Source organism: Haloarcula sp. H-hyl6 (assembly GCF_056934455.1).
The window spans coordinates 410,396-422,842 of sequence record NZ_JBRIIK010000002.1 but is presented as its reverse complement, the minus strand read 5'-3'; the positions used below and the strand labels follow the sequence as shown (position 1 = coordinate 422,842).

15 protein-coding genes are annotated in these 12,447 nt (G+C 67.1%); 6 read left to right on the top strand and 9 right to left on the bottom strand.

All coding sequences use genetic code 11. From position 1 onward, the window contains the following. Positions 1–167: 167 nt before the first annotated feature. Both Hhyl6_RS15595 and Hhyl6_RS15590 read left to right on the top strand, forming a co-directional pair. Positions 168–887 carry a DICT sensory domain-containing protein gene (locus tag Hhyl6_RS15595; protein ID WP_483740176.1) on the top strand — a complete coding sequence of 240 codons (720 nt, stop codon included), beginning with the start codon at positions 168–170 and terminating at the stop codon, positions 885–887. A gap of 137 nt (positions 888–1,024) precedes the next feature. Continuing rightward, positions 1,025–1,201 (top strand): hypothetical protein, encoded by a 177-nt coding sequence (locus Hhyl6_RS15590; protein ID WP_483740175.1) that lies wholly within the window; start codon positions 1,025–1,027, stop codon positions 1,199–1,201. A 3-nt stretch (positions 1,202–1,204) separates the two neighbouring features. On the opposite strand, the gene Hhyl6_RS15585 is transcribed toward Hhyl6_RS15590, so the two are convergent. Then, positions 1,205–1,990 carry an N-acyl homoserine lactonase family protein gene (locus Hhyl6_RS15585; RefSeq protein WP_483740174.1) on the bottom strand — a complete coding sequence of 262 codons (786 nt, stop codon included), beginning with the start codon at positions 1,988–1,990 and terminating at the stop codon, positions 1,205–1,207. Positions 1,991–2,092: 102 nt separating this feature from the next. Continuing rightward, positions 2,093–3,247, bottom strand: coding sequence for an acyl-CoA dehydrogenase family protein (locus Hhyl6_RS15580; RefSeq protein WP_483740173.1), 1,155 nt, complete (start codon positions 3,245–3,247; stop codon positions 2,093–2,095). 127 nt (positions 3,248–3,374) lie between these two features. On the opposite strand from Hhyl6_RS15580, the gene Hhyl6_RS15575 reads away from it, so the two are divergent. Beyond that, the gene (locus Hhyl6_RS15575; RefSeq protein ID WP_483740172.1) at positions 3,375–4,151 is read left to right on the top strand and encodes a DUF6517 family protein; all 777 of its coding nucleotides are present in this window, start codon (positions 3,375–3,377) and stop codon (positions 4,149–4,151) included. A 24-nt stretch (positions 4,152–4,175) separates the two neighbouring features. Here Hhyl6_RS15575 and Hhyl6_RS15570 read toward each other — a convergent pair whose 3' ends face one another. From Hhyl6_RS15570 to Hhyl6_RS15555, 4 genes are all read right to left on the bottom strand, one after another. Further along, positions 4,176–5,828 carry a long-chain fatty acid--CoA ligase gene (locus tag Hhyl6_RS15570; protein WP_483740171.1) on the bottom strand — a complete coding sequence of 551 codons (1,653 nt, stop codon included), beginning with the start codon at positions 5,826–5,828 and terminating at the stop codon, positions 4,176–4,178. Between the two features lie 72 nt (positions 5,829–5,900). Beyond that, positions 5,901–6,503: a chemotaxis protein CheC gene (locus Hhyl6_RS15565; RefSeq protein WP_483740170.1), complete on the bottom strand. Its 603-nt coding sequence runs from the start codon at positions 6,501–6,503 to the stop codon at positions 5,901–5,903. Positions 6,504–6,581: 78 nt separating this feature from the next. After that, entirely contained in the window at positions 6,582–6,962 is a 381-nt protein-coding gene (locus tag Hhyl6_RS15560) for a DUF8048 family protein (RefSeq protein ID WP_483740169.1), read from the bottom strand. A gap of 63 nt (positions 6,963–7,025) precedes the next feature. Beyond that, positions 7,026–7,694, bottom strand: coding sequence for an O-methyltransferase (locus tag Hhyl6_RS15555; RefSeq protein WP_483740168.1), 669 nt, complete (start codon positions 7,692–7,694; stop codon positions 7,026–7,028). A 122-nt stretch (positions 7,695–7,816) separates the two neighbouring features. Between Hhyl6_RS15555 and ptsH1 the strand changes: the two genes are divergently transcribed. From ptsH1 to Hhyl6_RS15540, 3 genes are all read left to right on the top strand, one after another. Beyond that, positions 7,817–8,092: a phosphocarrier protein HPr gene (gene ptsH1, locus Hhyl6_RS15550; RefSeq protein ID WP_483740167.1), complete on the top strand. Its 276-nt coding sequence runs from the start codon at positions 7,817–7,819 to the stop codon at positions 8,090–8,092. Positions 8,093–8,097: 5 nt separating this feature from the next. Beyond that, entirely contained in the window at positions 8,098–9,780 is a 1,683-nt protein-coding gene (gene ptsP / locus Hhyl6_RS15545) for a phosphoenolpyruvate--protein phosphotransferase (RefSeq protein WP_483740166.1), read from the top strand. Between the two features lie 68 nt (positions 9,781–9,848). Next, on the top strand, positions 9,849–10,289 hold the full coding sequence (locus Hhyl6_RS15540) for a pyridoxamine 5'-phosphate oxidase family protein (protein ID WP_483740165.1): 441 nt from the start codon (positions 9,849–9,851) through the stop codon (positions 10,287–10,289). A gap of 7 nt (positions 10,290–10,296) precedes the next feature. On the opposite strand, the gene dhaM is transcribed toward Hhyl6_RS15540, so the two are convergent. Genes dhaM through dhaK form a run of 3 tightly spaced genes read right to left on the bottom strand, consistent with a single transcriptional unit; the run spans position 10,297 to position 12,379 of the window. Continuing rightward, positions 10,297–10,677 carry a dihydroxyacetone kinase phosphoryl donor subunit DhaM gene (gene dhaM / locus Hhyl6_RS15535; protein WP_483740164.1) on the bottom strand — a complete coding sequence of 127 codons (381 nt, stop codon included), beginning with the start codon at positions 10,675–10,677 and terminating at the stop codon, positions 10,297–10,299. Further along, positions 10,677–11,384 (bottom strand): dihydroxyacetone kinase subunit DhaL, encoded by a 708-nt coding sequence (gene dhaL, locus Hhyl6_RS15530; protein ID WP_483740163.1) that lies wholly within the window; start codon positions 11,382–11,384, stop codon positions 10,677–10,679. The genes dhaM and dhaL overlap by 1 nt, the downstream gene beginning before the upstream one ends. Further along, positions 11,381–12,379: a dihydroxyacetone kinase subunit DhaK gene (gene dhaK / locus Hhyl6_RS15525; RefSeq protein WP_483740162.1), complete on the bottom strand. Its 999-nt coding sequence runs from the start codon at positions 12,377–12,379 to the stop codon at positions 11,381–11,383. Before dhaK ends, dhaL begins: the two co-directional genes overlap by 4 nt. Between the last annotated feature and the right edge of the window lie 68 nt (positions 12,380–12,447).

Here is a 12,447-nt window from a genome sequence, read left to right as displayed (position 1 = left end):
CCACGACTAAAGATTTTCCACTACATCAAGGTTCATTAATCGTGATTAATGGGGCCTGTAACTCAGTTTTGCGGCGGAACCACTGAAACCAAGCGCGTCGCTGACAGGGTGTCCAGAAGGGAGCGGCGCAAGGCCTAAATCGGTTCCACGCCAGATTGTGGGTGTGAATGTCGCTCTCGGAACTTATCGCGGGCGTTGAACACCACCAAAAAACGCTCACGGTGTTCAATGCGGAGGCGTCCGTCGCAGACGAACTGCGCGAGCAGTTCGCAGACCGGAACGTCCGGGTCGTCTCGGAACGGACCGAGAGCGGCCGCCCCGGTGAGTTTCTCACGCTGAGCGACGACGACGGCGTCGTCACGGCGACGGACTTAGAGGCGTTCTACGACACCCTCGACGACCGGGACCGACACATCACGGCCAGCGACACCCCCTACCGCTCGATACTCGACCATCTGGACGAGACCATGTTCACCTCGTGGTCCATCGACCGGATGGTCGCGGCCTCCCGAGAGATAGAGGACCGGGCGTGGCGCGTCGGGCGTGGCTCGCTCTACGCCGGGTTCCAGACCCTCTCGACGCTGAAAGGCGAACTCGACCTGTACGAGCGCCTCGGCGAGTCCGCCGTCGACGTCCACGCCTACGCCGTTCCGGACGTGGACCCGCCCGAACAGAGTGCGTTCACGCTCCACCTCGAACGGAGCGACGAGATAGCCGACTCGTGGTTCGTCGTCTTCGACGGCGGTGGGGACCCGTCCCAGAAGTGCGCCCTCTTGGCGGAGGAGCGCGACCCCCGCGAGTTCTACGGCTTCTGGACCTACGACCCCGACACGGTGGACTGGATAATCGACCATCTGGAGTCGAGTTACGGGTTCGTAGAGCAGTAGGAGGGGGGCGAACGAAGTAAGCGGCCCTCGAACCGAAGCGGTGACCGGAGGGGCCCGCGAAGCAACAGCGAGGGACGGGTGACGAAAGGAACGCGCCCCTCGAAAGCGCGCAGCGACGACCCGAACACGACACGACGATGACGACCGGCCCTGACGCCTACCGAATCACGGAAACCGGCCAGCGGGTGAACGCCGTCGAACTGGACTGTCACCTCTTCTTCGGCGTCTGGAGCGTGGTGGCCCGCGACGGCGACGTGTGGACGGTCCGGAACGCCGACGGCGAGGAACTGACGCTCCTGCCGGACGAGGAGTGACGGTTACGACAGGTCCTCGAACACCGAGAGGTCGTGGCCCAACAGGACGTCCGCACCGGTATCTCGCTGTACGTCACGGCACCGCTCCAGACTGTCCTTCCACGCGCCGTTGTTCCAGAGCAGACTGGTCGCCATCGGTTGGCCCTCGAAGTTCGCTTCGACGTACGCCTCGTCGCCGACGACGAGGAGGGGGTCGTCGGGCCGGTCGACGAACGCACCCAGCAGGCCCGGCGTGTGGCCGGGGAGGTGGAGCAGTTCCACGCCGTCGGTGAGGTGGTAGCTGTCCCCGTGGACGACCTGCCAGTTCAGGTCGTGGTCGAAGTCGCTGGCGAGGTAGGCGATAGAGCCCTCGTCGGTCTTCGCGCTGTAGTACGCGAAGGGGAGTTCCTTGCGGTGGACGTAAATCGGGGTGTCCGTCCCGGCAAAGTTGTACAGGCCGCCGGCGTGGTCGAGGTGGAGGTGGCTCATCACGACGGCGTCTATGTCTTCGATGCCATACCCCGCGGCCCCGAGGTCGTCGGCCAGGGAGTGTTCGGCGGCGTCGACGTGGGCGAACGCCTCGTACAGCGGTTCGGGCCAGTAGCCGTCGCCGGCCTCGGGATGTGACCCGGTGTCCCAGAGAATCGTCGTCTCCGGCGTCTCGATGACGAGGTTCCAGACCACGTACGTCTCGTACTCGTGGTCGGGGTCGCGGTTCGACGCCGTGGCGACGCTGGTGCCGTCGACGACGAAGTTCCGGTCGGCCTGTACCCGCCCGCGGTCGACGAACGTGACGCTGATGTCGTCCATGGAGCGTGTAGGGCGTCTGAAAGCAAAAACGCGGCGTGAGAGGATTTCACACGACAGACGACGAGCCGTCTCCGCCCGACGCTCGCCGGCGGTAAGACGGTCTTACTGCGGGGCCTGCCGGTAGATGAGGTTGCGCTGGATGTCGTTGGCTCCCTCGTAGATGACCGGGATTCGGACGTCGCGGTAGACCCGCGAGATGCGGTTCTCGGTCAGCACCGAGCGGCCGCCGTGGAGTTGCATCCCTTTCTCGGCGCAGTCCGTCGCGGCCTCCGTCGCTTTCGTCTTCGCGAGTGCGGCCCAGTAGCCGGCGTTCTCCTGATTTGCGACGCGGTCGGCGGCGTCCCACGTCAGCGACCGGGCGGACTGGAAGTTCAGGTGCATGTCGGCGAGTTTGTGCTGGACCGCCTGGAACTCGTCCACGGTCTTGCCGAACGCCTCGCGGTCGTGGACGAACTCCCACGCCTCCTCGATGGCGGCCGCGGCGAGGCCGATGCCGTGGCCGGCGACGACGACGCGGCCGTGGTTGAAGAACTCCGCGAGCATGTAGAACCCGGCGCCCTCGACGCCGACGAGGTTCTCCTCGGGGATGCGGCAGTCCTCCAAGACGATGTGGCCCTGTTTCGAGGCCCGGAACCCCATCTTCTCGGGGATGTGTTCGGCGTGGTAGCCGGGGGCGTCCGTCGGGACGATGAACATCGAGTAGTTCCCGTACCGGTTGTTCGGGTCGTCGCCCGTCTTCGCGTAGAGAGTGAGCCAGTCCGCCTCGACGGCGTTGCCGACCCAGTACTTCTCGCCGTTGATGACCCACTCGTCGCCGTCCTTCTCGGCGCTCGTGGTCATCCCGGCGAGGTCGCTCCCCGTCTCGGGTTCGGAGACGGCGAGGCCGGTAATCTGGTCGTTCTGAGCGACGGGGCGGAGGAACTCCTCGTGTTGCCAGTCCGCGCCGTGTTCCTCGACGATTTCCGCGCCGAAACTCGCCAACTGGAGGGTCAGCGCGATGCCGGCGTCGGCCTTGTAGAACTCCTCGGCGATGGCCAGCACCTGGTGCAGGTCGAGCCCTCTGCCACCGAGGTCCTCACCGAGGTCCTGTGCGACGAGGCCGGCGTCCATCCCCGCCTCCAGAATATCGCGGGGATACTCGCCCGACTCGTAGTAGTCGGCGGCGTTGGGTGCGATGTGTTCTTCGGCGAACTCCCGCGCCTCACGCTTGACGTCGAGTGCGTGGTCCGGCACCGGGTAGTCTGAGAGTAACTCCATGCAGTTCCCCATGGACGGTGTGACCATATACCTCGTGGAACTCGGTGAAACCTCTCCGGAGTTGTTCCCTCGAAAAATCTGATAATCGGGCCGGGACGCTTTTTGACGGGAACGACGAGGCCCAGACATGAACCGTCGTGACTATCTGGCCGTCGGTGCGAGTGTCGGTGCTGCCGCTCTGAGCGGGTGTTCGTCCTTCTTTGCCGCCGCGGAGACGCCGCCGCCGGCGGTACCGAACGACCGACTGGACTCCGGCGGGTGGGAGCAGTCGGGCGAGAACAGCGGGACGGTCCTCGAAGAGGACTACGGGCCGGTGACCCTGCGAGCGGTCCAGCACACCGTCCAGTATCAGGACGCACAACTCCGACAGCGCGTCGCCGAACGGACGCTCGGACAGGTCGAGACGGCGCTGTCGGTGTGGTTCGCCTCCCGAATCGACTTCAGCCCGAACCTCGACAACCTGCCGGCCGGCGTCGGACAGGCCCAAATCGTCGACCAGGTGCAGGCCAGCGCCCGCCAGCAGTTCGAACAGCAGATGCGCAACCAGGGGCTGACCGACATCGAGGAGGCTGGGACCGGGACCATCGACGTCGACACCGGCGAGACGGCAGAGACGGTGAACCTGCGGGCGGTCTATCCCTTCGAGGGCATCAGTTTCTCGGTCAGCGAGTCGGAGAGCGTCGAGATTCCGCCGACGGACATCGGAATCAGCGCGGTGCTGGCGGTGTGGCACCACGGCGACTACGTGCTGGTCTCCGGGGGCGCACACCCAGCGGAGAACTTCCAGCAGACAATCGAGAGCGACCTGAGCGAGGGCATCACCGTCTCCGTCGACGTGGACCTCGGCCTCGAACCCGAGCGCTACCGGGAGGAGGTCCGGTCGCTCGTCGCGGGCGTACAGTAAGTCGGCGGGCCGCCACTCTGTCCCTCACTCGGGCGAGGCGTCCTCGGGGACCTGCCCCTCGACCAGCGTCTCGTCGGCGTACTCCTCGCGCAGGGTCTTCTTGTCGAACTTCCCGGTGGCCGTCTTCGGCACTTCCTCGATGGTGACGACGTTGTCCGGCACCCACCACTTCGGGTACGATTCGAGGACGTGGTCGCGCAACTCGTCGGCCAGCGTCTCGGCGTCGGCGTCTGCCGTCGGCACGACGAGGGCCAGCGGTCGCTCCTGCCAGCGCTCGTGCGGGACGCCGATGACTGCCGCCTCCGAGACGTGCTCGTGGGCCATCAGTTCGTTCTCCAGTTCCTGCGAGGATATCCACTCGCCGCCGCTCTTGATGACGTCTTTCGCCCGGTCCACAATTTTGATGTACCCGTCCTCGTCGACGGAGACGACGTCGCCCGTCTTGAGGTAGCCGTCCTCGAACTCCGACGCCGTGGCCTCCGGGCGTTTGAAGTACTCCGTCGTCACCCACGGCCCGCGGATGTGGAGTTCGCCGTACGCTTCCCCGTCGTGTGGGACTTCCTGCCCGTCGTCGTCGATGACCCGGTACTCCAGTCCCGGGACGATGAGCCCCTGTTTCGTCCGCTTCTGGAGTTGCGTCTCGTAGTCGGCCTCTCGGAGGTCGGACTTCAGGTGGGCGACGGTGCCGACGGGGGCCGTCTCGGTCATTCCCCACGCGTGGACGAGTTCGACGTCGTGGTCGTCGAAGAAGCGAATCATCGCCTCGGGGGCGGCGCTCCCGCCGACGACGAGGCGCTCCAGCGACGAGAGGTCCACGTCGTGCTCTTTCACGTACTCCATCAGGCCGAGCCACACCGTCGGGACGCCGGCGGTGACGGTGACGCCCTCGTCCTCGATGAGGTGGGCGAGGTCCGCCGGTTCCGGTTGCGGACCCGGATAGACGTGCTTCGCGCCACCGGCCGTCCCCGAGAACGGGAGGCCCCACGCGTTGACGTGGAACATCGGGACGACGGGCATAATCACGTCGTCGTCGGCCAGCGGAATCCCCTGCGGGGACTGGATAGCCATCGTGTGCGCCCACAGCATCTGCTGGGTGTACTCGACGCCCTTCGGCCGGCCCGTCGTCCCCGAGGTGTAACAGAGGCCCGCCGGTCGGTCCTCCTCTAGGTCGGGCCAGTCGTACTCCGTCGGGTGGCCGTCGAGGAACGACTCGTAGGCCACCGCGTCGAGGTCGGTGTCGGGCACGGAGTCGCCCATCACCACGAAGCGCTCGACGGACTCGAAGGAGTCGGGGTCGTCGGCCACCGCCCCTTCGAGTTTCGGCAGGAACGACTGGTCCACGAAGATAGTCCGGTCCTGCGCGTTCTCGACGATGTACTGGACGTGCTTGTCCGGCAGGAGCGGATTGATGGTGTGGAGTTGCGCCCCCATGCCCGGAACGCCGAAGTACGTCTCGAAGTGCCGGTGGTGGTTCCAGCAGAACGTCCCGATGCGTTCGCCGTCGCCGTACCCCGCCGCCGACAGCGCGTGGGCGAGTTGTGCGGTCCGGTCGCCGAACTCCCCGTAGTCGTAGCGCGTGATTCCGTCGTGCGTCCGAGAGACCACGTCCGTCTCGGAGTACAACTGCTGTGCGCGCCACAGGAACGGTCGCAGGGTCTGGGCTGAGCCACCTGGCATACCGTGGCACTAGGGCTCATCCTACATGAAGCCCGGTAAATTAATCGTGATAGACTCGGAGTTGTCGGCCGGTCAGACCTCTATCTGTTGCATCAGGTCGACCAGTTCCTCCAGTTCCGGGAACGTGTACACCTTCACGTTGATGTTCGAGTCGAGGGCGTGGACCCGCGAGTCGAACATGAGCGCCATGTCGGTGTCCCGGCCGCCGACCAACTGGTCTACCATCCCGCTACCGGGGCCGAACGTGAAGTTCGGGGTCGAGATGTCGATGGTCGTATCCAGCACGTTCGCCCACCCGTCGATGAAGCCACTGGTCATGATGTTGCCTATCTCTTGGATGGCCGACCGCTCCATGTCGGTGAATCCGGAGGCGTTCGGGTCGGTCTCGCCCATGTCGCCAATCATGCCGTGTGCGAGGTCCTTCGCGCTCTGGGCGTTGAACAGAAAGAGGATGTAGCCGTGGGGCTTCTCGACCATCTCGATGCTGATGCCGATTTGCTTCTCGTCGCCGACGTGAGTCTTGATGTCGGGGATGTCGATGAAGTTTATCTTGGTAATCTCCATCTCGGTCTCCATCCCCGTCATCTGACTCAGGTGGTTGGCCACGGTGTTGCCCCCCTCCTTGGCCATCTTGTTGAACAGCCCGAGCTTCCGGATATCTATCATCAGGCTCATGTCTGGTCGGTTGGCGCTGACTTGCCGGGCCTGCCACATAAGCTATGCACTCCCATTTTCGCAGGCGAGAATGGGGGTTCAGAACTGTTCGGCGGTGTCGACGCCGACGACGAGTCCGCGTTCGTCGGCGTCGAAGTCGTCGCTCCCCTCGACCGACTGCGCGAACAGGAGACGCGCCTGTTCCGTGTGGGCGAGGACGGCGGCCCGCGCCACGTCGGGGTCGAGGTCGAACGACGCAACCACGTCGTCCACCGTGGACGCGGATAGCCGATACGCGCGCACGCCGTCCACCGTCACGTACGGTTCGGACTCGAACTCGGAGTGCCGACCGATGAGGTCGGCGTGTAGGACCGTCAGCGCGTCCGCGACGGCCGCTCTCTCGACGCCCACCTCGTCGGCGGCGCGGTCGATTCGTGCCTCGTCTACGGCAGTCTCCTCGGCCGAAGTGTCCTCGCTCATCGTCCACCGGCGGATTCGGGCGGACCCCGTATCACCTTTGGGCTGGGTCGCCGACGACCCCAGTCAGTCCACTCGGACGCTCACCGCGACGCCCTCGCCAAGGGGGAGCAACCCCGTCTCGAAGTCCGAGTCGTCGACGACCCGTTCGAGGTACGACGCGATGCCGCGACTCGTCGCGTTGGCGTCGACGTCCTCGCCCGCGAGGAGCGCCTGCACGTCCTCGAAGGAGAGCGGGCCGGCCTCGATGGCGTTGTCGGCCGCGACGACGCCACCGACGGGCACTTTCTCGCGGACGGCCTCGAACGCCTTCGCGTAGCGGTCCTTCTCGTTGTCTATCAGCACCACGTCGAAGGGACCGTCGTAGCGCTCGACGACGTCGATGGCGTCGCCGTGTTCGAACGACGCGCGGTCGGCGTACCCGCCCCGCGAGAGAAAGTCGCGCGCCTCGTCGAGTTCGTCGGCGTCGATTTCGGTCAGGACTATCTCGCCGTCTGCAGGAATCGCCGGCGCCATCCAGTACGCCGAGTAGCCGAACCCAGACCCGAACTCGAACACCCGTCGGGCGTCCGTCATACGGGCGAGCAATCGGAGCCATCCACCGACGGCAGGGCCGACCGTCGGGAACCCCTCGCTGTCGGCCTTCTCGTCCATCTCGGTGATGACCTCGTCCGGGTCGGGAGCCAACGTTCGCGCGAACTGTTCGGTCACCTCTGGAAGCGGTGTCTCGTCCATACGGGGCGTCCGAGCGGGTAGGGCGTAAAGTCTCGGCCCGTCGAGTCGGTTCATCGTCGTCGAGGGGCGAACCCACCGGCGACCAGCAACACGGTAATGGTCGGCCCACTCCATGGGGAGGTATGGAGCGAACCGTCCAAGTCGTCCCCGAAGCGGGCCTGCACGCCCGTCCGGCCTCGGAGTTCGTACAGACCGTCAACCAGTACGACGCCCCCGTGACCGTCGGTCGGGACGGGGCAGAACCCGACGAGATGGTCGACGCGAACAGCATGCTGGCCGTCACCGGTCTCAACGTCGAACACGGCGAGTCGGTTCGCATCGTCGCCGACGGTCCCGACGCGGCCGCGGCCCTCGACGCCCTCGAAGCGGTGCTGACCACCCCGGTCGAGGAGGCGTAGGGCCCGTGACGACGCTCTCGGGCGTCGGGAGTACGCCGCTGTCGGGGGTCGGGACCGCCCGTTGGTATCGCCCAACCGCCCTCGAACTGCCGGACCGACCGGACCCCGCGACCGTGGACACGGACGCGGAGCGCGAACGGTTCGAGAAGGCACAGCGCGACGCCCGCGAGGCCATCCGTGCGGCCCGAGACCGGGCCGCGGAGTCCGTCGGCGAGGACGAGGCCGCCGTCTTCGAGGCCCACGAGCAGTTCCTCGACGACCCGCAACTGGTCGACGCTATCGAGACCGCCATCGACGACGGGACGACCGCGGAGCACGCCGTCTCCGACGCCTACGCCGACGCAATCGAGCAGTTCGAAGGGATGGAGGGGCGGATGGCCGAACGGGCGGACGACCTGCGGGACGTGCGCGACCGGTTGCTGCGGGCGTTGCTCGGCGTCGAAGGGACCGACCTCACCGCGCTCCCGGAAGGGACGGTCCTGCTGGCCGACCGACTCACACCGAGCGACACCGCGGGACTCGACCCCGAGACCGTCGCCGGCCTCGCCACGGTCACCGGCGGGCGCACCTCCCACGCCGCCATCATCGCCCGGTCGCTCGCGATTCCCGCCGTCGTCGGCGTCGGGGAGGCCCTCGACGGCGTTTCAGAGGGAGCGACCGTACTGGTCGACGGCGACGCCGGCGAGGTGGTGGTCGACCCGGACGAGGAGCGGCGCGCGGCGGCGGCGACGCCCGACGCGCCGGTCGTCGAGGACCGCGTCACGACGGCCGACGGCCGCGAAGTCGAGGTGGCGGCCAACGTCGGACGCCCCGCGGAACTCGACCCCGCGACGGCACGCGGGGCCGACGGCATCGGCCTCTACCGCACCGAGTTCCTCTTCCTCGACCGTGAGTCGCCGCCGGACGAGGACGAGCAGTTCGAGGCCGTCACGGCCGCGCTGGAGGCGTTCCCCGACGAGCGCGTCGTCGTCCGGACGCTGGACATCGGCGGCGACAAGCAGGTACCCTACCTCGACCTGCCAGAGGAACCGAACCCGTTCCTCGGCCGCCGCGGGGTCCGCCTCTCGCTCGGGGACCACGCCGACCTCTTCGAGACGCAGTTGCGGGCACTGCTCCGGGCCGCCGCGACCGACGCCGGCGATGGCCTCGCCGTGATGGTCCCGATGGTGTCCCGCGTCGAAGAAGTCGAAGCCGTGTTGGGGTGCGTGGAGTCCGTGGCCGCCAGCCTCGGTAGCGAGGGCGTCGACCACGAGATACCGGCCATCGGCGCGATGGTCGAGACGCCCGCGGCCGCCCACGTGGCCGACGCACTGGCGGACCGACTGGACTTCCTCTCTATCGGAACGAACGACCTCACGCAGTACGTGATGGCCGCCGACCGCGAGAACGACGGCGTCGCCGCCCTCCACGACCCGCTTCACCCCGGCGTCCTCCGGGCAATCCACCGGACCGTGACCGCCGCCCACGCGAAGGGCGCGTGGGTCGGGATGTGCGGCGAGATGGCCGGCGACCCCGACCTGACCGAACTGCTCGTCGGTCTCGGCCTCGACGAACTCTCGATGAGCGCCGTCACCGTCCCCGCGGTCAAACAGCGGGTTCGCGAGACAGACAGCGAGACGGCGGCGGCCCTCGCGGACGAGGTTCTGGCCTGCGAGACGCGGGCGGCGGTGGCGGCCCGTCTCGACTAACGTAGGCGTCCCGACCCGCTGAAAATATTGGCAATTCTATACGTCCGTCCGGGACCAACGGTACTCGTATGAGCCGACTCGACATGGACAGCATCGAGATAGCCGACTTCCTCGAGAGCCAACGGACCGGGGTCCTCTGTCTCGGCCGCGAGAACGACGGCTACGGCGTGCCGCTCTCGTTCAACTACCACGGGGACGATTCGAGCATCTACTTCCGGTTGGGGTTCGCCCCCGGGAGTCAGAAGCGGAAGTTCCTCGACGCGGCCGAACACGTCACCTTCGTCGTCTACGACCAGACTGACGACGGCTGGAAGAGCGTCGTGGCCGAGGGCACCCTCAAGGTCGTCTCCGAGGGCGACGTCGACTCGGCCGTCGAGGAGGCTACCAGACACCTCGACATCCCGTACTACGAGGTGCACGACAGGCCGGTCGACGACATCGACTTCGAGTTGGCGCGCCTCCGGATAACGAAACTCAACGGCATCGCCGAGGGCCACGCGGGGCGATAGCGCCCGGTCAGAGCTTGTCGATATCGCGGGCCGCCTCGGCCTGTTCGCGCACCGAGTCGAGCGTCGCCTTCGGACTGGTCGCCGCGACGGCGGCGTTGACCGTCCCTTCGAGGACCGGCGCGTCGGCGATGACCGCCTCCACGTCGCTCATCTCGATTGCGACGTCGGCGTTCATCACCGCGCTCCCGAGGTCCACGAGGACGACGACGCCGTCGCCGTCGTCCGCCGCTTCGAGGGCGTCCTCGATGTCGTCGGGCACCGTCCCGAACCCACCCTGTCCGTCGCCACCGACCGGTTCGATGCGAGTGTCTCCGCCCATCTCGGCCGCGACTTCGGCGATGCCCTCCGCGGCCTTCCGCCCGTGCGAGACGACGACGAGTCCGACCATCAGTCCTCGGCGGCCTCCTCGCCGTCCGGAACCGTCGGCGACGTGGCGTCGACGGGGGGCGTCTCGGCCACGTCTAACTGCTCTTCTGCGGCGGCCAGCAGTTCCTCTAAGATGTACAGCGTGCTGGTCGCACCGGGGTCCTGATGGCCGACGGAGCGCCACCCGAGATACGACGCTCGCCCCTTCGAGGCCCGGATGGGAACCGTGAAGTCGACGCCGCGTTCCGCGGCCGCGACGGCCTTCGCCAGCGCCTCCACCGGCGGCAGGTCGTCCGTCTCGACGGACTTCTTGAACGTGTGGACGGCCGGCACCAGCGCGTCGACCATCGTCTTGTCGCCGACTCGCGCGTCGCCGCGGTCCTGCACCTTCTCGAGGTAGGTCTCGGCGAACGCCACCGCCGTCTCGGCGGTGATGCCCTCGTCGAGTTCCGGACTGGCGAAGACGAGCGACCCGCCATAGAGCGGCCCGGACGCGCCGCCGACCTCCGAGAGGAGTGTCTTGCCCGCTGTCTTGACCACCGTCGCCGGGTCGGGGTCGTCCAGTGCCGCCACCTCCTCCGCGGCCGCCTTCCAGCCACGGGCCATGTTCCCCCCGTGGTCGGCGTCGCCGATGGCCGAGTCGAGGTCGGTCAGGTAGCTCCGCTCGGCCTCCAACCGCTCGGCGACGGCCTGCACCGCCGCGACCACCGCAGCGCCCTCGTCGCTCATCGGACCGTCAGCGCCGGGGTGTCGGCCGGCGCACCGAGCAACTCCTGCAACTCGTCGTCGACAGCACAGACGGTGATGGAACACCCCATCATGTCCAGCGACGTCATGTAGTCGCCGACCCACGCGTCCCACGTCTCCAGTCCGTGGTCGCCGAGCAGCGCCTGCAGTTTCCGGTTGACGACGAACAGTTCCATCTGCGGCGTGCCGCCCATCCCGTTGACGATGGTGACGACCTCTTGCCCCTCGTCCAACTCGAGGTCGTCGAGCACCGACTCCGTGAGTTCCTCGGTAATCTCGTCGGCCGACATCATCTCGGTCCGTTCGACGCCGGGTTCGCCGTGGATGCCGATGCCCAGTTCTATCTCGTCCTCCCCGAGGTCGAAGGTCGGTTCGCCCTTCTCCGGGGTGACGCAGGAGGTCAGGGCCATCCCCATCGTCCCGACGTTGTCGACCACCTTCTGGGCGACCCGCTGGACCTCTTCGAGGTCCGCTCCCTCGGCGGCTTTCGCGCCCGCCGCCTTGTGCACGAGGATAGTGCCGCAGACCCCGCGGCGACCAGAGGTGTACAACGAGTCCTCGACGGCCACGTCGTCGTCCACGACGACTTCGGCTACCTCGGTGCCCTCCATCTCGACCATCTCGCCGGCCGTCTCGAAGTTCATCACGTCGCCCTCGTAGTTCTTCACGACCATCAGGACGCCCTCGCCGCTGTCGGCGGCGGCGACCATCTCCTCCAGTTCGTCGGCCGTCGGCGACGTGAACACCTCGCCCGCGGCCGCGCCGTCCAGCATCCCCTCGCCGAGGTAGCCGGCGTGTGTCGGTTCGTGGCCGCTCCCGCCGCCGCTGACGACGCCGACCTTCCCGTCGACCGGTGCGTCCGCTCTGACCAGTACGTTCGTCCCGTCGAGCCGACGGACGCGGTCCGGGTACGCCGCGACCATCCCGTCTAACATCTCGTCGACCACGTCGTCCGGGTCGTTGATGAGCTTCTTCATGGTACACGATGACAATCGCCGCACTGGTCCTTAAAGTTGAGCGAGGGGCGCGTCAGGAACAAGAGACG